General features: G+C 72.8%; 20 protein-coding genes. 11 read left to right on the plus strand and 9 right to left on the minus strand.

Annotated features, from left to right (window positions below; translation table 11 throughout):
• The 3 genes from HD597_RS18560 to HD597_RS18570 are packed head-to-tail and all read right to left on the minus strand — an operon-like array spanning window position 1 to window position 3,082.
• Window positions 1–822 carry a carbohydrate ABC transporter permease gene (locus tag HD597_RS18560; RefSeq protein ID WP_253743877.1) on the minus strand — a complete coding sequence of 274 codons (822 nt, stop codon included), beginning with the start codon at window positions 820–822 and terminating at the stop codon, window positions 1–3.
• Complete coding sequence (locus tag HD597_RS18565) at window positions 822–1,799, minus strand: carbohydrate ABC transporter permease (protein WP_253743878.1); 978 nt, start codon at window positions 1,797–1,799, stop codon at window positions 822–824. Before HD597_RS18565 ends, HD597_RS18560 begins: the two co-directional genes overlap by 1 nt.
• Window positions 1,796–3,082 carry an ABC transporter substrate-binding protein gene (locus HD597_RS18570; RefSeq protein ID WP_253743881.1) on the minus strand — a complete coding sequence of 429 codons (1,287 nt, stop codon included), beginning with the start codon at window positions 3,080–3,082 and terminating at the stop codon, window positions 1,796–1,798. Before HD597_RS18570 ends, HD597_RS18565 begins: the two co-directional genes overlap by 4 nt.
• A 231-nt stretch (window positions 3,083–3,313) precedes the next feature.
• Here HD597_RS18570 and HD597_RS18575 point away from each other — a divergent pair, with 231 nt between their 5' ends.
• The 3 genes from HD597_RS18575 to HD597_RS64555 are packed head-to-tail and all read left to right on the plus strand — an operon-like array spanning window position 3,314 to window position 7,152.
• Window positions 3,314–4,348, plus strand: a complete 1,035-nt coding sequence (locus HD597_RS18575) for a LacI family DNA-binding transcriptional regulator (RefSeq protein ID WP_253743883.1) — start codon at window positions 3,314–3,316, stop codon at window positions 4,346–4,348.
• An 8-nt stretch (window positions 4,349–4,356) separates the two neighbouring features.
• On the plus strand, window positions 4,357–5,340 hold the full coding sequence (locus tag HD597_RS18580) for a hydroxyacid dehydrogenase (protein ID WP_253743885.1): 984 nt from the start codon (window positions 4,357–4,359) through the stop codon (window positions 5,338–5,340).
• Between the two features lie 15 nt (window positions 5,341–5,355).
• Window positions 5,356–7,152, plus strand: a complete 1,797-nt coding sequence (locus HD597_RS64555; protein ID WP_276082950.1) for a heparinase II/III family protein — start codon at window positions 5,356–5,358, stop codon at window positions 7,150–7,152.
• On the opposite strand, the gene HD597_RS18590 is transcribed toward HD597_RS64555, so the two are convergent.
• Window positions 7,136–8,572 carry an MFS transporter gene (locus tag HD597_RS18590; RefSeq protein WP_253743887.1) on the minus strand — a complete coding sequence of 479 codons (1,437 nt, stop codon included), beginning with the start codon at window positions 8,570–8,572 and terminating at the stop codon, window positions 7,136–7,138. The genes HD597_RS64555 and HD597_RS18590 overlap by 17 nt on opposite strands.
• Window positions 8,573–8,679: 107 nt before the next feature.
• On the opposite strand from HD597_RS18590, the gene HD597_RS18595 reads away from it, so the two are divergent.
• The 3 genes from HD597_RS18595 (at window position 8,680) to bla (ending at window position 10,649) form a co-directional block, all read left to right on the plus strand.
• The gene (locus tag HD597_RS18595; protein WP_253743889.1) at window positions 8,680–9,153 is read left to right on the plus strand and encodes a MarR family winged helix-turn-helix transcriptional regulator; all 474 of its coding nucleotides are present in this window, start codon (window positions 8,680–8,682) and stop codon (window positions 9,151–9,153) included.
• Window positions 9,154–9,182: 29 nt separating this feature from the next.
• A complete protein-coding gene (locus HD597_RS18600; protein ID WP_253743891.1) occupies window positions 9,183–9,590 on the plus strand; it encodes a hypothetical protein in 408 nt (135 codons plus the stop codon).
• Window positions 9,591–9,719: 129 nt separating this feature from the next.
• The gene (gene bla, locus HD597_RS18605; RefSeq protein WP_253743893.1) at window positions 9,720–10,649 is read left to right on the plus strand and encodes a class A beta-lactamase; all 930 of its coding nucleotides are present in this window, start codon (window positions 9,720–9,722) and stop codon (window positions 10,647–10,649) included.
• A gap of 9 nt (window positions 10,650–10,658) precedes the next feature.
• Here bla and HD597_RS18610 read toward each other — a convergent pair whose 3' ends face one another.
• Genes HD597_RS18610 through vanY-N form a run of 4 tightly spaced genes read right to left on the minus strand, consistent with a single transcriptional unit; the run spans window position 10,659 to window position 14,209 of the window.
• Window positions 10,659–11,642 (minus strand): hypothetical protein, encoded by a 984-nt coding sequence (locus HD597_RS18610; RefSeq protein ID WP_253743895.1) that lies wholly within the window; start codon window positions 11,640–11,642, stop codon window positions 10,659–10,661.
• A 46-nt stretch (window positions 11,643–11,688) separates the two neighbouring features.
• Window positions 11,689–12,120, minus strand: coding sequence for a MarR family winged helix-turn-helix transcriptional regulator (locus tag HD597_RS18615; RefSeq protein ID WP_253743897.1), 432 nt, complete (start codon window positions 12,118–12,120; stop codon window positions 11,689–11,691).
• Complete coding sequence (locus HD597_RS18620; protein ID WP_253743899.1) at window positions 12,120–13,598, minus strand: MFS transporter; 1,479 nt, start codon at window positions 13,596–13,598, stop codon at window positions 12,120–12,122. The genes HD597_RS18615 and HD597_RS18620 overlap by 1 nt, the downstream gene beginning before the upstream one ends.
• A gap of 44 nt (window positions 13,599–13,642) precedes the next feature.
• Entirely contained in the window at window positions 13,643–14,209 is a 567-nt protein-coding gene (gene vanY-N / locus HD597_RS18625; RefSeq protein ID WP_253743901.1) for a D,D-peptidase/D,D-carboxypeptidase VanY-N, read from the minus strand.
• A 186-nt stretch (window positions 14,210–14,395) separates the two neighbouring features.
• Here vanY-N and HD597_RS18630 point away from each other — a divergent pair, with 186 nt between their 5' ends.
• The 3 genes from HD597_RS18630 to HD597_RS18640 are packed head-to-tail and all read left to right on the plus strand — an operon-like array spanning window position 14,396 to window position 17,026.
• Window positions 14,396–15,070, plus strand: coding sequence for a response regulator (locus tag HD597_RS18630; RefSeq protein ID WP_253743903.1), 675 nt, complete (start codon window positions 14,396–14,398; stop codon window positions 15,068–15,070).
• 7 nt (window positions 15,071–15,077) lie between these two features.
• On the plus strand, window positions 15,078–16,508 hold the full coding sequence (locus HD597_RS18635) for an ATP-binding protein (RefSeq protein ID WP_253743905.1): 1,431 nt from the start codon (window positions 15,078–15,080) through the stop codon (window positions 16,506–16,508).
• Window positions 16,505–17,026 (plus strand): GerMN domain-containing protein, encoded by a 522-nt coding sequence (locus HD597_RS18640; RefSeq protein WP_253743907.1) that lies wholly within the window; start codon window positions 16,505–16,507, stop codon window positions 17,024–17,026. Before HD597_RS18635 ends, HD597_RS18640 begins: the two co-directional genes overlap by 4 nt.
• 8 nt (window positions 17,027–17,034) lie before the next feature.
• On the opposite strand, the gene HD597_RS18645 is transcribed toward HD597_RS18640, so the two are convergent.
• Window positions 17,035–17,673: a hypothetical protein gene (locus HD597_RS18645; RefSeq protein ID WP_253743909.1), complete on the minus strand. Its 639-nt coding sequence runs from the start codon at window positions 17,671–17,673 to the stop codon at window positions 17,035–17,037.
• Between the two features lie 118 nt (window positions 17,674–17,791).
• Between HD597_RS18645 and HD597_RS65855 the strand changes: the two genes are divergently transcribed.
• Window positions 17,792–18,400 carry a TetR/AcrR family transcriptional regulator gene (locus tag HD597_RS65855; protein WP_253743912.1) on the plus strand — a complete coding sequence of 203 codons (609 nt, stop codon included), beginning with the start codon at window positions 17,792–17,794 and terminating at the stop codon, window positions 18,398–18,400.
• 170 nt (window positions 18,401–18,570) lie between these two features.
• Window positions 18,571–19,482, plus strand: a complete 912-nt coding sequence (locus HD597_RS64570) for a LysR family transcriptional regulator (protein WP_308210644.1) — start codon at window positions 18,571–18,573, stop codon at window positions 19,480–19,482.
• Window positions 19,483–19,494: the final 12 nt, after the last annotated feature.

The following is a 19,494-nucleotide window of genomic DNA, read 5'->3' on the forward strand; positions in this document are numbered from 1 at the left end:
TCAGCCTTTGATGCCGGTGAGCAGGACGCCCCTGACGATCCACCGCTGAGCGATGAGGAAGAGGGCGACCAGGGGCAGGATGGCCACGAGCGCGCCGGCGAACAGCGCCGGCATGTTGACCGCCTGCTGGTTGAGGTTGGTCGACAGCGCCACCTGCACCGTCCAGAACTCCGGGTCCTGGCCGATGACCAGCGGCCACAGGAACGCGTTCCAGTGCTCGATGAAGGACAGGATGCCGAGGGAGGCGAACAGGGCGCCCGAGTTCGGCAGCGCGAGCCGCCCGTACAGGCCCAGGTAGCCCAGGCCGTCCACCCGGCCCGCGTCCTCCAGCTCGCGCGGGAAGCGCAGGTAGAAGCCGCGGAACAGCAGCACCGCGAACGCGCTGAACAGGCCGGGCACGATCAGCCCCCACATCGTGTTCACCCCGCCCAGCGAGCCGACCACGACGAACGTCGGGATGAACGTGGCCGCGCCCGGCACCATCATCGTGGCGATGATGAAGAAGAACGCCGGCTTGGCGGCGGCCACGGGGATGCGGGCCAGGGCGTACCCGGCCATGGAGGCCAGCAGCGTGGACAGCGGCGCGGAGATCGCCGAGATCAGCGTCGAGTTCCACAGCGCGTGCGCCAGCGGCACCGCCTCGTTGCCGAACGCGTCCGCGAACCCCTGGAAGCTGACCGTCTCCGGCCACCAGTGCCAGTCCAGCGAGCCCAGCTCCCGCTTGCTCATCAGCGCGTTGCGCACGAGCAGGTAGAACGGCAGCAGGAACGGCACCGCGAAGACGATCACCGCCGCGTACGAGCCGAGACGCCGCTTCCTCATCAGCCCTCCTCCTCGGCGGTCCTGCCGAACCCGGCGAAACGGCCCTGCAGCAGCGTGAACACCACGATCAGCACGGTGACCACGAACGCCCCCGCCGACCCGGCGCCGTAGTTCTGCTCGCCGAGCGCCGTCTGGAACAGGTAGATCAGCGGCGTGCGGCCGTCCGCGCCGCCCAGCCCCGACAGGTTGGAGGCCAGGATGTTGTAGAACTCGTCGAACGCCTGGAACGCGTTGATGATCAGCAGCAGCACCACGGCCACCGACGTGTTGCGCAACATCGGCCAGGTGATGTGCCGGAACAGCCGGCCCTCCGACTCCGCCCCGTCCACCCGGGCCGCCTCGTAGAGCTGGGCGGGGATCTGCTGGATGCCGGCCAGGAACAGGATCATGTAGAAGCCGGTCTGCAGCCACAGCCGCACCGTGACCAGCACGATCCAGTACAGCGGCGGATCCACGGTCGCCACCCAGCCGATCGACTCCTCGTAGCCCAGGAGGTAGGCCAGGCTGTTGGCCACGCCCGACGGGGTGCCGCTGAACAGCGACATCTTCCACACCAGCGCGCCCACCACGTACGAGACGGCCGCCGGGATGAAGAACGTGGTGCGGAAGAACGCCCGGCCGCCGCGCAGCCGGTTCACCAGCACCGCCAGGCCGAGCGACAGCGCGAACGTCACCGGCACGATGAACAGCGTGAACAGCAGGATCGTGACGAGCGACCGGGTGAAGGCGGGGTCGCCCAGCAGGCGCCGGTAGTTCTCCAGGCCGTTCCAGTCGCCCAGGGCGATCGTGCCGCGGGCGTCGTTGAAGCTGAGCAGGAGGCCCCAGCCGATGGCCACGTACTTGAACAGGAACAGCCCTGCCACCATCGGCAGCGTGAGCAGCAGGAACGCGCGCCAGGCCGGCCACCGCGCGGCCCGCCGCCCCGCGGCGCGGCGGGGGCGCCCGGTTGCGGGGCGGGGCGGAGCCGCCGTCGTCACAGGACCGGCACCTTGTCGAGGATGTCCTGCGACCGCTTGGCCGCCTCGGCGAGCGTCTTCTCCGCGTCGGTGTCCTTCTTGACGATCGCGGTGACGGCGTCGGTGTACGGCTGGCGCACCTCGGCCGTCCACAGCGCCGGCTGCTTGATGCCGTGAGCGGCGACCGCGTCCATGACGGTCTTGGCCGGGCCGGTGTTCAGCTTGTCCGCCTGGGCGGCGGCGCTGTTGCGGGGCGGGATGTGGAAGCCGTAGGCCAGGCTCCAGTCCGTCTGCGCGGCGGTGTTCTCCACCCACAGCCAGCGCACGTACTTCTTGGCCGCCTCCAGGTTGCGGCTCTTGCCGTTGACGACCTGCACCCAGCCGCCCATGTTGACCACGGCCTGCCCGCCGGGGCCGAACGGCGGCAGCGCGAAGGCGTCGAAGTCGTCGCCCAGCGCCTCGATCAGGCCCGGCACGGCCCACAGGCCGACCCACTGCATGGCCGCCGCGCCGTTGATCAGCGCGCCCGGGTCCCACCAGTCGGTGGAGTAGCCCTGCAGGGTCGCCTTGGCGTCGTACAGGTCCTTGACCGCGGTCAGCGCCTCGACCACCTTCGGGTCGTCGTAGGTGATGTCGCGGTCGTCGATCAGCAGGTTGCCGTTCGACCACGGCACCATCTGGCCCAGCGGGCCGACGCCGTCGTTGCCTACGAACAGGCCCTTCTGCTTGCCCTGCGTGAGCTTCTTCGCCGCCGCCGCGAACTCCGCGAAGCTGGTGGGAACGCTGACACCGGCCTTGGCGAACAGCGACTTGCGGTAGAACACCAGCATCGGGTCCACGATCATGGGCACCGCGTACACCTGGCCGCCCCAGATGTACGGCTGCAGCACCTTGGGGTTGAAGTCGGCCTTCTCCGCGCCGAGGACGTCGTCCAGCGCGGTGACCTGGCCGGCCTTGACCATGTTCGGGCTGACGTCGTTGACCTCGTACACGTCGGGGCCGTCGGGGGTGAGCACGGCGGCCGTCCACTTGGTGGCGTAGTCGCCGGGGATCCAGGAGACCTTGACCGCGATGTCGGGGTTGGCCTTGGTGAAGTCGGCGGCGTACTTCATGGCCGCCTGCTGCGTGCCCTCCTCGCCGTACTCGTGGTACCAGTGCGTCAAGGTGATCTTCGCCGCGCCTCCGGACGGCGCGGCACCGCCCTTGGCCAGCGGGTCTCCGGTGGAGCACGCGGAGACGGCGGCGCCGGCGACGAAGAGCACGGACCCCTTCAGAAGTCCGCGCCGGGTGAGTGGTCTGTTCATCGGGGCCACCTCTCGTGGGGGGAAAGAGCCGGGGCCGATGCCAGGTAACCGGTTACTTCAGACGTCGTGAGCCGGACGCTAGACGCGGAGCTCCGGTGGCGTCAATGCGCTGTTAACTTTTCGTTACAATCCCGCTGAGGGCGGGCTTGACGGGCCGGATGGGATCTCTTAGCGTCCTGGGCATTGCTCAAGTAACCGATTACCTGATCCGGCGCTCATCTGGGAGATCGCATGACCACACCCCGCCGCGTCACCATCAGGGACGTGGCCAGGAAGGCCGGAGTCTCCGTCGCCACCGTCTCGCGCGTGCTGGGCGGCGACTACCCCGTCCTCGCGGCCACCCGCAACAAGGTCATGCGTGCCGTGCGAGAGCTCGACTACGTCCCCAACGCCCACGCCCGGGCCCTGTCGGCGGCCCGGCCCGGTGCGATCGCGATCGTCGTCAACACCATCGCGGTGCCCTACTACGCGCTCATCGCCCAGGGCGTGGAGGACCAGGCCGCGCAGGAGGGCAGGCTGTCGCTCATCTGCACCACCGGCGGCGACAACGGCCGCGAGCTGTCCATCGTGCAGCTCCTGCGCGAGCAGCGCGCCGAGGCCGTCATCCTGGTCGGCAGCGTGATCGTGGACGAGGAGTACCGCAAGCGCATGACGGAGTACGCCCACGCCCTGGCCGCCGCCGGCTCCCGCCTCGTCCTGTGCGGCCGGCCGCCGCTGGGGGAGGGGGTGCCCGCGCTCGTGGTCGGCTTCGACAACACCGGCGGCGCGCACGCCGTCACCGCCCACCTGCTGTCCGCCGGTCACCGCAGGATCCTCTACCTCGGCGTACGGCCCGGCCACACCACCTCCGACACCCGCGTGGCCGGCTACCGCAGCGCCCTGGCCGAGCACGGCGTCGCCCTGGACCCGCGGCTGCAGATCGAGGCCGAGTTCGACCGCGACGCCGGCTACGCCGCCATGAACCGCCGCCTGGCCGAGGGGCCGCCCGACTTCACCGCCGTCTTCGCCGGCAACGACCTCGTCGCCGCGGGAGCGATCCAAGCGCTGCACGAGCACGGGCTGCGCGTGCCCGGCGACATGTCGATCGTCGGCTACGACGACGTGCCGCCCGCCCAGGACCTGCACCTGACCACCGTGCACCTGCCGCACGACGAGCTCGGCAGGGCCGCGGTGCGCCTCGCGCTCGGCCGGCTGACCACCAGCCCGTTGACGCTCGGCACCCACATCGTGGTCCGCGACTCGGTCAGGCCCCTCGGCCCCCGATGAACCCTGTCGTGGCGTTCGCGATGCAGCCGCCGCTGCTGCCCGAGCTGTTCCCGCTCGACCTGCGGAGCCGCCTGGCGCAGGTCGGCCGGGTGCGCGAGCGAGTGCTCGACGCCTTCGACGGGCCGCTCGACGCCGAGATCCTGATCACCGGGTGGGGGTGCCCGCGCATCGACGCCGACGTCCTGGCCGCCGCGCCCCGCCTGCGTGCCGTGGTCCACGCCGCCGGCAGCGTCAAGGGACACCTGACGGCGGCGGTCTTCGACCGTGGCATCGCCGTCTCGTCGGCGGCGCAGGCCAACGCCGTGCCGGTGGCCGAGTTCACGCTCGCGATGCTGGTGCTGGCGGCCAAGCAGGCGTTCGCCAGGGCGCGGGCGTACTCGACGGGGGCCTGGTCGGGCGACGCGCTGCCCGGCGTGGCCACCCCGGGCGAGCGCGGGGGGCTGGGCGGGGCGACCGTCGGCGTGATCGGGGCCTCGCGGGTGGGCCGGCTCGTCATCGGCGGCCTGCGCTCGCACGGGGCGCGGGTCCTGCTCAGCGACCCCTACGTGTCGGCGGAGGAGGCGGCGCGGCTGGGGGCGCGGGCCGTGCCGCTGGACGCGCTGTGCCGCTCGGCCGAGCTGGTCACCGTGCACGCGCCCGAGCTGCCGGAGACGCGTGGGCTGCTGGACGGGCGGCGGCTGGCGTTGCTGCGTGACGGGGCCGTGGTGGTCAACACCGCGCGCGGGGCGCTGATCGACACCGACGCCCTCGTACGGCACTGCGCGGGCGGGCGGATCTCCGCCGTGCTCGACGTGACCGATCCCGAGCCGTTGCCGCCGGGGCATCCGCTGCTGGGGCTGCCGAACGTGCTGGTGACGCCGCACATCAGCGGGGCCAGGGGGCGGGAGTTGCGGCGGCTGGGGGAGTTCGCGGTGGGGGAGGTGGAGCGGCTGGCCCGGGGTCGGCCGCTGCGCGGTGCCGTCCGCGTGGCCGACCTGAACCGCATCGCCTGACCTCTGGAGGCGTCCATGGCCGTGAACCCGGCTCCCGGCCCGCCCGCGCGGGGCGTCGAGCGGCTGGTGCGCGAGATTCGCGAGGAGGCGGAGCGGGCCCGTGCCACCCCCGCTCCCGAGCTGACCGACGCCCTGTGGCGCAGCTTCGCCGAGACCGGTGACCGGCTGGCCTACGAGCGCGCCTACTTCGACCGCCGCCGGCGCCTGGCCGCCCTGGCCCTCGACGCCCACCTCGACGCCCTCCCCGGCGCCCCTCTCTACACCCGTCCCGGCGCGCACCTCGACACGCGGCTCGCCGTCCGCGCCGGTCCGGCCCTGGACGGCCTGTTGTGGTCGGTGTGCGAGGAACGCACGTGGGTCCTGCCCGCCCACGAGCCGGGCGACCGCCCGCTCGACACGTTCGTGGACCTGTTCGCCGCCGAGACCGCCCACACCCTGGCCGAGATCGTGGCCCTGTTGCCCGACCACCTCGACCCCGCGGTCCGGGACCGCGTGCGCGTTGAGGTGGACCGCAGGGTCCTGCGCCCTCTGCGGCCGGGGGAGCCCTCGATGTGGTGGGAGTCGGCCCACCACAACTGGGCGGCCGTCTGCGCGGGCGCGTCGGGACTGGCCGCACTCGCCCTGGACGCATCCCGCGCCGCGGAGGCATCCCGCGCCGCGGACCCGACCCACGCCATGGAGGCGACCCGCGCCATGGGCGCGACCCATGCCATGGACGCGCCCCGCCTGCCCGTGCTGCTGCCCCGCCTGAGGCGCGCGTTGGCGGCGTTCCTGTCGGGCGCGGGCGCCGACGGCGCCTGCCTGGAGGGCCCCGACTACTGGTCCTACGGTTTCGGCTACTTCGTCTACTTCGCCGAGGCGTTGCGCGAGCACACCGGCGAGGACCTCCTGAACGACCCCCACGTACGCGCGATGGCCGCCTACCCGTCCAGGATCGACCTCGGCGACGGCGCCAGACCGGCCTTCGCCGACTCGCGAGCCCGCGGCGTGTACCCCGCCGGCCTCCTGTCCCGCCTGGCGGCCCGGCTCGGCGTCCCCGTCCCGGAGCCGGGAGTGCCGTCGTTCCACGACGACGCCTGCTACCGCTGGGCCCACCTGACCCGCACCCTGTGGTGGTCACGGGAAGCGCCCCGGAAGACGGCGGCGCAGCCGTGCTCGTACCTGCCGGACGCCGCGATCGTCGTGGCCAGGGCCGCGGGCACGGCGTTCGCGGCCAAGGGCGGCCACAACGACGAGCCCCACAACCACCTCGACCTCGGCCACTTCGTGCTGCACGCGCACGGCCGGACGATCCTGGACGACCTCGGCGCGCCGGAGTACACCCGTGACTACTTCCGCGAGGGCCGCTACCAGGTGCCCCAGGCCACGGCCGAATGGCACTCGGTCCCGCTGATCGACGGCGCCGCCCAGCTCCCCGGCCGCGACCGCCGTGCCGAGGTGCTAGAGCACACGGCGACCGGCGACCGCGTGACGTTCGCGCTGGACCTCACCGCCGCGTACGCCACCCCGCACCGCTTCACCCGCACCTTCCACTGGCGTCCCGGCGCGCTGGAGCTCGTGGACGGCTTCGCCCTGGCCGGCCCGGACGCGCTGGTGGAGGAGCTGTTCGTCTCGCGGGTCCGCCCGAGGCCGGGCCCCGGCGTGATCACGTGGGGCCCGGTCGAGCTGCGGGTGCCGCCCGGCTGGCGGGCGCTGACCGAGGAACGGCGGGTCCGCGGGCACGACGGCGCCGCGGAGAGCGTCCACCGGGTACGGCTGACGGCACGCGTCCCGCCGGGCGCGCACCGCTTCCTGTTCACCGTGCGGACGTGACCGCCTGCTCCACGGGAACGGGCCCGGCCTCCCGGCGGCGGCCCGGCAGCGTCATGGTGACCGCCGCGGCCACCAGCGCGGCGCCGCACCCGATGAGCATGCCCGTGCGGAAGCCGCCCTCGGACGGCAGCGGGTGCCCGCCGAAGTCGATCGTGAGCTGCGACAGGACCACGCCGATCACGGCGGCGGACACGGTGGTGCCGATGGAGCGCATCAGCGTGTTGAAGCTGTTGGCCGCGCCGGTCTCGGACAGTGGCACCGCGCTCATGATGAGGGCGGGCATCGAGCCGTAGGCGAAGCCGACGCCGACGCTGATGACGCAGGTGATGACCAGCATGCCCCAGGTGGAGCCGAGCAGGGGCATGGACAGGCCGTACCCGAGGGCCATGACGAGGCTGCCGACGATCAGCGTGACCTTGGGGCCGCGGGCGGCCGACAGGCGGGCTCCGATGGGCGAGCTGATCATCATCATGAGGCCGGAGGGCGCCATCCACAGGCCCGCGGCCAGCATCGACTGGCCCAGGCCGTAGCCGGTGGCGGCCGGGAGCTGGAGGATCTGGATGACGATCAGCGACTGGGCGTACATGGAGAAGCCGACGACGATCGAGGCCACGTTCGTCAGCAGCACCTGGGGCCGGGCGGTGACGCGCAGGTCCACCAGCGGGTCGCGGACCCGCAGCTCCCACCACCCCCACGCGAGCAGCAGGACCACGGCGGCGCCGAGCAGCCCGAGCGTGGTGCCGCTCGACCAGCCCCAGTCGGCGCCCTTGGAGACGCCGAGCAGCAGGCACACCAGGCCCGCGCCGAGGCCGAGCGCGCCGAGCAGGTCGATGCGTCCCCGCGCCCTGGCGGGCGTGGCAGGCACCAGCAGCCAGATCAGCAGGGCCACCACCACGCTCAGCGCGGCCGAGCCCCAGAACAGCACCCGCCAGCTCGCGTACTCGGCGACCGCGGCGGACAGCGGCAGGCCGAGCGCGCCGCCGATCCCCATGGACGAGCTCATCAGCGCGATCGAGGGGCCCAGCCGGTGCGGCGGCAGCACGTCCCGCAGGGCGCTGATGCCCAGCGGGATCATGCCCATGCCCATGCCCTGCAGCCCCCGCCCGATGACCATCGGCGCCAGGGACCCGGCGAAGGCGCAGACGACGCAGCCCACGACCAGCGGAACCGAGCAGACGAGCATCATGCGGCGCTTGCCGTATAAATCGCCCAGCCGGCCCATCACCGGCGTCGTGACGGCTCCGGCCAGCAGCGTGACCGTGATCACCCAGGAGGCGTTGGAGGCCGTGGTGCCCAGCAGCGTCGGCAGCACGCCGATCAGCGGCACGACCAGGGTCTGGGACAGCGAGGCCACGATGCCCGCCACGGCCATGACGGTGACGATGCCGTTCTCGCGGCCACCGGAACCACTCTCTTCCACGCGGATCCCCCTACGAACTCTCGGCATGGGAAGCGATGTGCACTCTACACATAGTGTGTTACATGCACATTTTGCGGTTCACGGCGGATAGGCTGAGCCCGCATCCGATGGACAGAAGGACCGGCATGGACAAGCCCACGCACCTGATCGAGTACGAGACGATGCTGCTCGGCCAGCACCGCCACCTCGACCGCAGCGCGTACATCCTGCTCAGCCGCATCCGGATGGAGGGCATGATGTCCATCGGGCAGCTCAGCGAGGCGTTCGGCCTCGACGTGTCCACCCTCAACCGGCACACCTCCGCGCTGCTGCGCCGGGGGCTGGCCGAGCGCATCCCCGACCCGCAGGGCGGCATCGCCCGCAAGTTCCGCCTCACCGAGGAGGGCGAGCGTTACCTCGACTCCGAGCGCGCCAGGAACATCACCGGCCTGGAGAAGGTGCTGGCCGGGTGGAGCGCCGACGAGGTCGCGCAGTTCGCCGCCTACCTCAAGCGCTTCAACACCGACATCGAACGCCTCCGCGGCCGCCCCTGGCCCCACCCGGAACGCCAGGCCCAGCAGGGCAGCGGCGCGGGCGTGTAGGAGCTGGGGCTCCGGGTAGCCGTGGGCGGGTGAGTCACGAAGAGGAATTCGGCTTCGCCTTCGAGGAACGCTACCGCCCGCTGCTCGCCGTCCTCGGCGTCCGCCCGTCCACCTGCCGGCTGACGCTCACCGACGAGGTGCTGCGGGTGCGGTTCGGGCCATGGCTGGTGCTGTCGCCGCGGCACAACGTCACCGGCGCGGAGCCGTCCGGCCCGTTCTCGCCGCTGAAGGCGATCGGGGTGCACGTGTCGCTGGCCGACGGCGGGCTGACGTTCGGCAGCAGCACGACGCAGGGGGTCTGCATCTGCTTCCGCCGCTCGGTGTCCGGCAGCGAGCCTCTCGGCCTGCTGCGCCATCCCGCCCTGACGGTCACGGTCGAGGACCCCGCCCGGCTCATCGCGCTGCTCACCTCGGAGAGCCGCCCCGCCTGTCCGTGACCTGCCTCTGATCAGGTCTGATATGCGAACGGATATCACGTCAGCGTCGATAGCGCTATTAGACATGCGCCGATCACATCTGCTTGGCTCCTGATCTCCGACGGATCATCGAGCGAAGGACGACGTGACATGCGACACCTGCGCGCCGCCACCGTGCTGCCCGCGACCGCCCTGGCGATCTCCCTCCTGGGAGGCGGCGCCATGACGACGGGCACGGCCTCGGCCGCGGTGCCGGTGGCGGGCGTCTCCGGCGAGGCCCGGGTCACGAAGGAGCTGCGGGCGCTGGAGTCCGCCTTCAAGGGGCGCATCGGCGCGTACGCCCTCGACACCGCCACCGGCAAGACCCTGACGTACCGGGCGGGGGAGCGCTTCCCCATGTTGTCCACGTTCAAGGCGCCCCTGTGCGCGGCCGTCCTGCACCAGGCGCGCACCCGGCAGCCCGGGCTGATGAGCAGGCACATCAGGTGGACGGCCGCCGACATGAAGCCCAACTCGCCGGTCACCGAGAAGCACGTCAAGGACGGCCTGACCGTCTCCGAGCTCTGCGTGGCGGCCGTGACCCGGAGCGACGGGACCGCGTCCAACCTGCTGATGAAGCTGATCGGCGGGCCCGGGGGGATGACGGCGTACTTCCGTACGCTGAAGGACCCGATCTCCCGCATGGACCGCTGGCACCCCGGGCTCAACGACTGGACCCCCAAGGACAGGCGCGACACCACCACGCCCGCGGCCATGGCCGGCAACCTGCGGGCGCTCGCGACCGGCACGGCGCTGCACGCCAAGGACCGGGAGCAGCTCGTCGCCTGGCTGCTGGCCGGTAAGGTCGGAGCGGAGCGCATCCCGGCCGGCCTGCCCAGGAGCTGGACGATCGCCCACAAGACCGGCACCAACTCCGACGGCTTCGGCGGCGGGAACGACATCGCCGTCATCTGGCCGGAGAAGGGCGGCGCCCCCGTCGTCATGGCCGTCTACACCAACCGGACCCCTGGCCTGCCCGCCGACAACCGGACCATCGCCAGGACCGCGACGATCCTGGCCCAGGGCCTCGGCAGGCTCTGACCTCCCGGATCAGGGACCTGACACGGGCCGGGCGTCCCACCAGTCGAGCACCCGGGTCCCCGACAGGGTCAGCCACTTCGACGGCTCTCCCTCCGGCACGTCGACCTCGAACCACACCGCCCCCGGCAGCGTGCGGCCCTGCAGCCAGGTGCCGTCCGGCTGCCGGGCGGCCCGGACGAGCTCGATCGCCTCGGCCATGCGCGGGTCGGGCGGCACGCCGTCGAACAGCGCGGCCCGGCGGAAGTAGTCGGCCGCGTTGAGCACGCTGTAGAACCAGCGGAACGGGTAGGCGAAGCGGCCCACCCACGGCGCCACCGGCTCGCCCGTGGACAGGCGGCGCAGGAGCCCGCGCCGCAGCAGGTACTCCTCGCCGCCGCGCCGGGCGGCCCGCGTCGCGTCCGTGCCCCCGGTCGCGACGTCGTAGGCGAGCAGCCCCTTGAGGGAGTTGAGCGTCGAGTGGAACGACGAGCGCGTAGAGCCCTCGATCCACTCGCAGTTCCAGCCGCCGTCGGGCAGCCGGTGCTCGACGAACCAATCGACGATGCCGGTGACGGGGGCGCCCAGCCACAGGCCGTTCTCGACCGTCCAGGCGTTGATGCAGCAGTCGACCTCGCCGTCCCAGTACGGCAGGTCCTCGTACTCCCAGCGGCAGTTCTTGTCCAGCAGCTCGGCCGTGCCACGCAGGGCGGCGGCGTCGAGGCCCCACTCGCGCAGCGAGTTGAGCGTCCAGGTCGTCGCCGTCCAGGGCTGCGTGTTGTCCTGTGCGCCGTCGACGGTCGCGAAGTCGAAGCCGGCGGGGAAGAACGCGCCGCCCGCCCACTGGCCGTCCGGGTCCTGGAGCGCAAGCAGCCGCGCGCCGAAGCCCTCGGTCGCGACCCTCGCCCGCGTGGCCTCCCAGACCTCGGGCGGCTCGTGCAGCAGGTCCCGCTCGACCTGCCAGCGCAGGGCCGGATCGCTGTCGCGCAGCCACGGGATCAGGGCCTCGGTCACCATGATGCGCAGTCTGGCACGGGAAGCGGCCTTCCGGCAGCCCCGTGGCTCAGGGCTGCGGGGTGCGCAGCCCGGCCATGATGCGGTCGAGGGTGGCCAGGTCGCCGGGGTCCAGCGCGAGCAGGGAGCGCGGCGGGCGGGCCAGGATGCGCTCGGCCTCCTCGGCGACCGCGGTCCCGGCCGGGGTGAGGGTGACGATCTTGCTGCGGCGGTCGCCGGGGGAGACGCTGCGGGTGACGTAACCGCGCTGCTCCAGGTCGTCCACCATCAGCGTGGTGTACGGCTTGTCGGTCGACAGCTCGGCGGTCAGCTCCCGCATGGTCATCGGCCCGGCCAGCAGCCGGCGCAGCGCCTTGACCCGGAAGAAGCTCATGCCGAGCGTCTCCGCGACCTCCTTGCGGCGATCCTCCTGGCGCAGGACGAGGTCGTACATGGCGGCCCAGACGCGGGCCACCGCCTCCTGGCCGGGGGTGTCGCTCATCAGGTGTCCGCCGTTCTGTCGGGAGCGTGGGCGAGCCGTTCGGCGGTACGGGCGGCGCTGCGGCGGGCCCAGCCGGTCGTGGTCAGGATACCGAGCAGGACGATCGCCAGCCCGCACCCGGCGACGATCCACCAGCCGACATGGCTGGCCGCCGGGAACCCGGTGGCGAACGGGCCCGCGACCGCCGAGGTGACCAGCGCGCCGATGACCGCGACGCCCAGCGACTGGCCGATCTGGCGGCTGGTGGAGGCCACGGCCGCGGCCACCCCGGCCTGGGCCCGCGGCATGCCGGAGACGGCGGTGTTGGTGATGGGCGCGTTCACCATGCCGAAGCCCAGGCCGAACAGCACGTACGCGGCCATGAGCTGCCAGGTCGGGGTCTGCGCGGAGAGCCCCGTCATGATCAGGCCGCTGGCCGCCATCGTGACCCCGGCCACGAGCAGCGGCACGCGGGGCCCGGCGTTGCCGACGATCCGGCCCGACAGGGGTGCGCAGATCACGGTCAGCCCGGCCATGGGCAGCGTGTAGAGCCCGGCGTGCAGGGCGGACAGGCCGAGCACGTCCTGGAGGTAGAGGGTGTTGACGAACAGGAAGCCGCCCAGGGCGGCGAAGGCGCACACGGCGACGACGGTGGCCCCCGTGAACGGCGCGCTGCGGAAGAAGCGCAGATCGATCAGGGGCTCGGCGCGGCGCAGCTCGTACGGCACCAGGAGGGCGAGCGCCAGCGCCGCGACCGCGAAGCAGCCCAGCGTCCGCGGCGACCCCCAGCCGGCCGCCGGGGCCTCGATGAAGGCGTACGTCAGCGTGGCCAGCAGCACGATGACCAGCACCTGCCCGGCCGGGTCCACCCGGCGCGGGCGCGGTGCGCGCGATTCCGGCACGAACAGCGCGCACAGCACGAACGCGGCCACTCCCACCGGGATGTTGATCCAGAAGATCGCCTGCCAGCCGACCGACCCGACCAGCGCCCCGCCGACCAGCGGGCCGAGCGCCATGCTCACGCCGACCACGCCGCCCCACACGCCGATGGCCCGCGCCCGCTCGCGCGGCTCGGTGAAGGTGTTCGTGATGATCGACATGGCGACGGGGTTGAGCATGGAGCCGCCGACGGCCTGCAGCGCCCGCGCCGCGATCAGCCAGGGGAGGCTGGGGGCCAGCGAGCACATGACGGAGCCGAGCGTGAACAGCACCAGGCCTGTCTGGAACGTGCGCCGGCGGCCGACGCGGTCGCCGGTGGAGCCGGCCAGCATGAGCAGGCTCGCCAGCACCACCGTGTACGCGTCGATGACCCACTGCAGACCGGAGACGGAGGCGTTCAGGTCGCGGCGGATGGCGGGCAACGCGATGTTCACGATCGTGTTGTCCAGACCGACGATGAACAGGCTCATGCAGCAGATGGCCAGGATGAGCATCCGCCGGCGGGGGCTGAGCGCGGGGGTGGCCGCCGGCGGGGTGGTCGCCGGGCTGGTTATAGACATATAACGATTATATTCGCATAACTAATGATCTGTCCGATCGGGGGTCACATCTGACCCCCGATCGCATGGCCCGCGCCCGGGTGGGGCCGTCGTGGTGGCGGCGTGCCGCGGCTGTCCGGGCGGTGCTCGAAGTGCCACCACTCGTTGTCGTAGATGCGGTAGAGGTCGTGGCGGGCGCCGTGCTCCTCCAGCCAGCGCGCGCCTTCGTGCGGGCGCACGTCCAGCGCGATGCCCCTGACGTGCGGGGATTCCGCCGCCGGCAGCACGAGCATGCGCGCCGAGGCCGGGGAGCCCGAGCGCCGCACCTCCTCGTCGAACATCCGCTGCTGGACATGGGGATCGCGGTATCCCGAGGTGAGGCCGATGAGCTGGCCGTGACGCCACAGCGCCTCGGTGCGCGCCGCGGTGAACGCCGCCAGGGCGCCGTCCGTGAGCCCGGTGAGATCCTCGGCGGGGAACCGCATCCGTAACGCCCAGCCGCAGGCCAGCTCCAGGGCGCGGCCGGGACGGCGGGCGAACGCCACGGGCAGCAGGAGCACCGCGAGCACCAGCGTGACCACGGCGAACAGCCGGTCCCGGGGCCGAGGTGGGATGGTGCGTGGTTCGTTCATGCCGAATACGATTGGCGCCGAATGTGCGTGCGTCGTCAGCCGCATGTCATGGTTTCTCGACGGCGGCCACCGCGGGCAGGACCGTGACACAACCATGACATGGCGCGGACGAGACGGGGACACGGCAGGCCGACAGTGGTCGGGGTGGACGGCGGGCGAGTTACGGAGCGTGTGGTGAAACGCGGCGTGTCGCGAGTGTTGCTGATCGAGGACGACCCGGCTGTGCGGGAGGGGCTGGAGCTGGCCCTGACCCGGCACGGGCACGGGGTGCGGGCGGTGGAGTCGGGAGAGCAGGGCCTGGACCGGATGCGTACGGACCTGCCCGACGTCGTCGTGCTCGACCTGATGCTGCCCGGCATCGACGGCTTCGAGGTCTGCCGCCGCATCCGCGCCGCCGGTGAGACGCCGATCATCATGCTGACCGCGCGCGGCGACGACATGGACGTGGTGGCCGGGCTGGAGGCCGGCGCCGACGACTACGTGGTCAAGCCGGTGCAGCCCAGGGTGCTGGAGGCGCGCATCCGCGCGGTGCTCAGGCGGATCGGCCGGGACCAGGCCGAGCTGGAGCGGCACGGCGACCTGACCATCGACCGCGCCGGGCTGGTGGTCAGCAAGAGCGGCGCGCCGGTCAGCCTCGCCCCGACCGAGCTGCGCCTGCTCCTGGAGCTGTCCGGCACGCCGGGCCGGGTGCACAGCCGCCAGCAACTGCTGGAGTCGGTGTGGGAGCACGGGTACTTCGGCGACTCGCGGCTGGTGGACGCGTGCGTGCAGCGGTTGCGCGCCAAGATCGAGGACGACTCGGCGGCCCCCGTCTACGTGCAGACGGTGCGTGGGTTCGGGTACCGGTTCGGGCCGGTGTGAGCCGCCGGTGACACCATGGCCGAACCTGGGGCTGCGTGCCCGGCTGCTGTCCGCCTTCGCGCTGCTGTGCGTGGTCACCGCGGCGGCGGTGGCCGGCGGGATGTACGTCCAGGCCCGCAACGACATCCTGCAGCGGACCCAGGACGCGGCGGTCCAGTCGATGAGAAGCCGCCTGGAGACGGTCTTCCCGCTGCGGAACCCCGAGCCGGGGCCGGCCGAGCTCGACGAGATCGCCGATTCCGTGACCGAGGCCGACGTCTCCGCCGTCGCCCTCTTCCACGAGGAGCGCTCACCGGCCGGCTTCGAGACGGAGGCGATCTCACAGGGGCTGCGGCGGGCGGTGGCCCGCGGCGAGTTCGCGTGGCAGCGCATCATGTGGCGGGGCGTCCCCGTCCTGATCATCGGTGCGCCGTTGTTGATCGTCGAGCCGGACCAGATGACGCGGTTGTCCGGCATCGAGGTCTACACCGCGCGCAGCCTGGATCCCGAGCAGCGCAGCATCGACCAGCTCGCCGCCTGGGCCTGGCTCATCGGCGGGGCGGCCCTGGGATTCGCGGTGGTCCTGGCGTCGCTGGCCACCCGTGGCGTGCTGCGCCCGGTGCGCGAGCTCGGCCGGGCGGCACGCCTGCTGGGCCAGGGCGAGATGCGGACCAGGGTCGAGGTCCACGGCTCCGACGAGCTCGCCGACGTGGCGCGCACGTTCAACGACACCGCGGCGGAGCTGGAACGGCACGTCAAGCAGTTGCGCGCGATGGAGGCCGACGCCCGCCGGTTCGTCGCCGACGTGTCCCACGAGCTGCGCACCCCGCTGGCCGCGCTCGCCGCGGTCGCCGACGTCCTCGACGAGGAGGCGGAGGCGCTGCCCGAGCCCGCCGGCCGGGCCGCCCGGCTGGTCAGCCAGGAGACGCTCAACCTCACCGGGCTGGTCAACGACCTCATCGAGATCAGCAGGTTCGACTCCGGCGTCGCCGCCCTCGCGCTGAACGAGGTCGACGTGGCCGAGCTGGTACGCGCCACCCTGCGTGCCCGGGGCTGGACGGAGCCGGTGCGGGCGGACCTGCCGTCCGGGGTGACGGCCCGGCTCGACCCGCGCCGGGTGGACGTCATCCTCGCGAACCTGGTCGGCAACGCCCTGCGCCACGGCGAGCCGCCGGTGTCGGTACGGGTGTCCGCCGAGCCGCACTGGATCGCCTTCGAGGTCCGCGACCACGGGCCCGGCCTGGACGAGGCGGTGCTGCCGCACGTGTTCGACCGGTTCTACAAGGCCAGCGCCGCCAGGGCCAGGTCCGAGGGCAGCGGCCTCGGCCTCGCCATCGCCCGGGAGAACGCGCTCCTGCACCGGGGCGACCTCACCGTCACCAACGCCCCGGACGGCGGCGCCGTCTTCACGCTGCGCCTGCCGCGCCGGTCGGACGATCCGGACGGAGGCGCCGAGTGAGGCCCCGCCTCCCCTGCCGCGTGCTCGCCGCCGGCCTCGTCTGGCTCGTCGCCGTGACCGGCTGCGGCGTGCGGCCCAGCGACGTCATCGAGGCCGGCGACCCGCCGAGCGGACGCCTCGCACCCACCTGGGAGGCCAGCCTCTACCTGGTGCGCAACGGCCGGCTCAGCGTGGTGAACCGGCCGGGCCCCCCGCTGTCCCCGGCGGACACGCTGACGCTGCTGGCCGCCGGTCCGTTGTCGAGAGAGAAGGCACGCGGGCTCACCACCGAAGTCCCGGCCGGAGCCGGCCCGTTCTCGGTGTCCGTCGAGCCGCCCGGCCACGTGGTGGTGACGCTGTCCACCCCGCTCGGCGAGCTGCCCGGCATGGCCGTCGACCAGATCGTGTGCACGGCCGCCGCCACGGTGCCGGACGGCCCCGCCCAGGTCACCGTCGTCGGTGCAGGGCAGAGCACCGGCCCCCGGCACTGCCCCCGGCGCACCGGTGGCGGCCCGGAGGCCCCCGGCGACATCGAGTGATGGAAGGGTCAGTCGTCGCCCGGCTCCACCGCGGGAGCGAGCTGCAGCGGTGCGGCGGTCCCGGCGGCGAGCTCGCGCCCCCGGCCCAGCGTGTACTCCAGCTGCCTGGCCAGCTGCGGCAGGGTCGCCGGCGGCAGGTACGCCTCGGCGCCGGCGTCGAGCAGCCGGCGGACCGGGCCGTGGTAGTCGACCCCGAGCTCGCGGTCCTCGATCTCGGTCACGATGACGCGCGCCTTCGGGAACAGCAACCGCAGCCTTCCGATCAGCTGCGGGCTGGCCGGGGGCACCAGCAGCACGTCGGCCGTAGCCGGAGCCACGTGCATGTCGAGCACCACGTAGTCCGCGCCGAGCTGGGTGGACAGCGCCACCCGGGCCGCGGCCGACAGCTCCATCGCGGTGGCCACGACCGTCATGCTCTCGTGGTCCGCCGGCGCCTGCCCGGGCTCCTCGGCCGGCGTCTCGCGATCGACGACGGCCCCCTGCACCACGTCCACGGTGCTGGAGACCGTCGCCATCGGCCCGCCGTCCCGTGTGATGACCAGGTGCTCGCCGGGCTCCAGCCCGTCGATGAGCGCCACGACGTCTTCGGGAAGGCGGGTGACGTCGATGCGCTGCGCGGGGCGGGCGGCGCGCTTGCGAGTGATCACAGGTGTCCTTCCTGACGCTGTGATCCTGTTGGACGTCGTCAGCCGATCAATGGTTCGAGGCCGTTGCGCCCCGCGTCGCCGGGCTCGGGTAGTAGACGACCGGTCGTAAACTGCTGATGTGGGACGAACCAGCGACGCGGGGGAGAGGATCCTCGCCGCCGCGCGCTCGCTCATCGAGCTGCGCGGCTACTCCGCCCTGGGCGTGGCCGAGATCTGCAAGGCGGCCGGGGTGCCCAAGGGCAGCTTCTACTACTTCTACGCGTCCAAGGAAGCCCTCGTGCTGGCGGTCATCGACGAGCACTGGGCGAGCCAGGAGCGGTCCTGGAGGCGGATCCTGGACGGCGAGGCGGAGCCGCTGCAGCGGCTGCGCCGGGTGTTCGAGGAGACCACGGCCACCCAGAGCGCCGGGCAGCAGAGCTGCGGCACCATCTCGGGCTGCCTGTTCGGCAACCTCACGCTGGAGATGAGCAACCAGACCGAAGCCATCCGCGGGCGGCTGCAGGAGATCTTCGACGCCCAGATCGACCTCGTCGAGGCGGTCATCGTCGAGGCGCTCGCCCGCGGAGAGGTCACCGTGGGCGACACCCGCGAGGCCGCGCGGTCGGTGGTGGCGCAGCTGGAGGGGCACGTCCTGTTCGCCAAGCTCTACAACGACACCGAGCGGCTCGGCCCCCTGTGGGCCAACTGCCTGGCCCTCCTCGGCGCCCGCACGCCCGCCGAGGTCTGAGCCCTGGCGCGCCCGCCGAGCTCTGAACACCCCTGGCGCGCCCGCTGAGGACTGAACACCCCTGGCGCGCCCGCTGAGGACTGAAGACCCGGGCGCGCTCGCGTCCTGCGCGCCGTCCGGCCGGAGGCTCCTGGCCTGGGGCCGTCACCTGCGCCAGTAGCATGACCTACGTGGAGCTGCGTCAGCTGCGCTACTTCGTCGCGGTCGCCGAGGAGCTGAGCTTCGGCCGCGCCGCCGCGCGCCTGCTGATCGCCGGCCCCTCCCTGTCCCAGCAGATCAAGGCGCTGGAGCGCGACCTCGGCGTGCGGCTGTTCGACCGCGACCGCCGCTCGGTGTCCCTCACCCCGGCCGGGGCCGCCCTGCTGCCCCACGCCTGTGCCCTGCTGGAACGCGCCGACGACCTCCGGCAGCGGGCCCGCCGCCTGTCCGGATCGGAGCCGGTCCGCCTCGGCTACGTCAACTGGTCGCCGCCCGACCTGGCCGCCCGCACCGCCGCGGTGGCCCAGGTCCACCTCGACGCCTGGGTGGCGCCCTCGCACACGCAGGCCGCCCGGGTCGCCGAAGGCGGCCTGGACCTGGCGGTGTGCTGGGTGCGCGGCGACGACCTGGCGTGCCGCGGCCTGCGTGCCCAGCTCATCGGCGCCGACCGTCTGTACGCGGTCGCCGCCGGCCGCGACACCGGCCCCGTCCCCGCCCGCGACACCGTCGTCCTCCTCGACGCCGACGCCACCTCCTGGTCGTCCTGGAACGCCTACGCCGAGGAGCTGGCGCACGAGACCGGCGCCCGCGCGGCGCGCATCTCCGACGGCGGCATCACCGGCCCGGCCTTCTTCGACCACGTGCGCCGCAGCCGCCGTCCGATCATCAACTCGCCCAAGGGGCAGCTCACCCCGCTGCCCCCGGACCTCGTCCGGCGCCCGGTCGTCGCGCCGGAGATCTACTGGACGTGGTCCCTGGTGTGGCGCCGGGACGAGGAGCGCGACCCGGTCCTCGCGGTCGTCGAGGCCCTGCGCGAGGACCGCGACTTCGGCGTTCACGGCCCGGACGCCTGGCTGCCCAAGGACGATCCGCACCGGCGCTGACGCAGCCGCCGA

This window comes from Nonomuraea thailandensis (genome assembly GCF_024172165.1).
In the GTDB taxonomy this organism is placed as follows: Bacteria; Actinomycetota; Actinomycetes; order Streptosporangiales; family Streptosporangiaceae; genus Nonomuraea; species Nonomuraea thailandensis.